Annotated in this window: 1 protein-coding gene and 1 pseudogene; both read left to right on the forward strand. The window is 71.9% G+C overall.

Translation table 11 applies throughout. From position 1 onward, the window contains the following. Window positions 1-411, forward strand: a 411-nt coding sequence (locus tag IE252_RS42825) for a hypothetical protein (protein ID WP_190094928.1), incomplete at its 5' end; no start/stop codon positions are given. Next, window positions 408-1,243, forward strand: a pseudogene (locus IE252_RS42830) (alpha/beta hydrolase); the annotation flags it as partial. The gene IE252_RS42825 and the pseudogene IE252_RS42830, both read left to right, overlap by 4 nt.

Genomic DNA, 1,243 nt, shown 5'->3' on the forward strand with positions numbered 1-1,243 from the left:
GGGGAGTACGTGTACGCGCAGAGCTGGCAGCGGTTGCTGGATCAGGCGGGGCAGCCCCGGGGCATGACGCTCGCGTCGGCGGGAGCGGCGGGCGGTGGTGGCTCCGGTGAGCTGAAGCACAGTGCCAAGCCGTGGTCGGACGCGGCGGGTGCGGCGCACTCCCTCCAGACGGATACGGCCACCGCGAAGGCGAAGCTGACGTCGGCGCATACGGGTGCGGAGGCGGGGACGGCGGGGCTTTCGAGCATGGCGGCGCTCACGTCCGTACTGGCGTCGTGGGAGAAGCGGTTGACGGCTGTCCAGACCGAGTGCGGTGCGCTGGAGCCGGTTCTGCGTGAGACGGCGTGGGCGCAGGGTGAGGTGGACGCGGGTGTGAAGTCGGCGCTGGCGCAGTACTCCGGGAAGCGGTGACCGTCGTGCTCACCTGGAAGCAGTTGCACGATCTCAAGTGCGACGAGCTCCTGGACGCCGCCGACGGCTGGGCCGCGGTCAGTACGCAGGCGGACGCGGCCCGGGACCGGATCAGCGACGAGATGGTCCGGGGCCTGGAGGCCACGCAGAAGGGCATGGCCGCGCCCGCCGCCATCGGCCGCCTGCGGCGCCTGGACCGCAACTACGACTACATCCGCACCGAGTGCGGCCTGGTCCGTACGACGGTGAGCTCGCTCGTGTACGAACTGGTCGGCTTCCAGGGCCAGCTCAAGGACGCGCTGGACGACGCGGCGAGCCTGGGCTTCACGGTCGCGGCGGACGGCTCGGTCAGCTACCCGGCCGGCGGCACGAACCTGATCACGAACCAGCCGATCCCCGGCGGCAGCGTGACGGGCGGCTCCCTGCTGCTCTCCCGCCCGCCGACCCCGAACGCGCCCCAGCCCGGCCTGATCAACCCCAACCCGAACTTCGGCAAGGCCCAGGACATCGCGGACCGCATCCTGCGCGTGCTCACGGCGGCCCGCGAGGCCGACGAGCACTTCAGCACGGCCCTGAACCGCCTGAAGGCCGAGCCCGGCCTGGACGTGACCGAGTCGACGTGGAAGGACGCGGCGGCGGACCTGGCGGCGGTACGCAAGGTCTCCGGCGAGTACCTGAAGAAGACCATCCCCACCGGCGGCACCCCGGCCGAACGCCACGACTGGTGGACCCACCTGTCCCAGGCCCAGCGCGACGAGTACCTCGCGGCATGCCCGGACATCCTCGGCAACCTGGACGGGATCCCGGCCGCCGTCCGCGACGAGGCCAACCG

Source organism: Streptomyces melanogenes (assembly GCF_014649795.1).
GTDB lineage: Bacteria > Actinomycetota > Actinomycetes > Streptomycetales > Streptomycetaceae > Streptomyces > Streptomyces noboritoensis.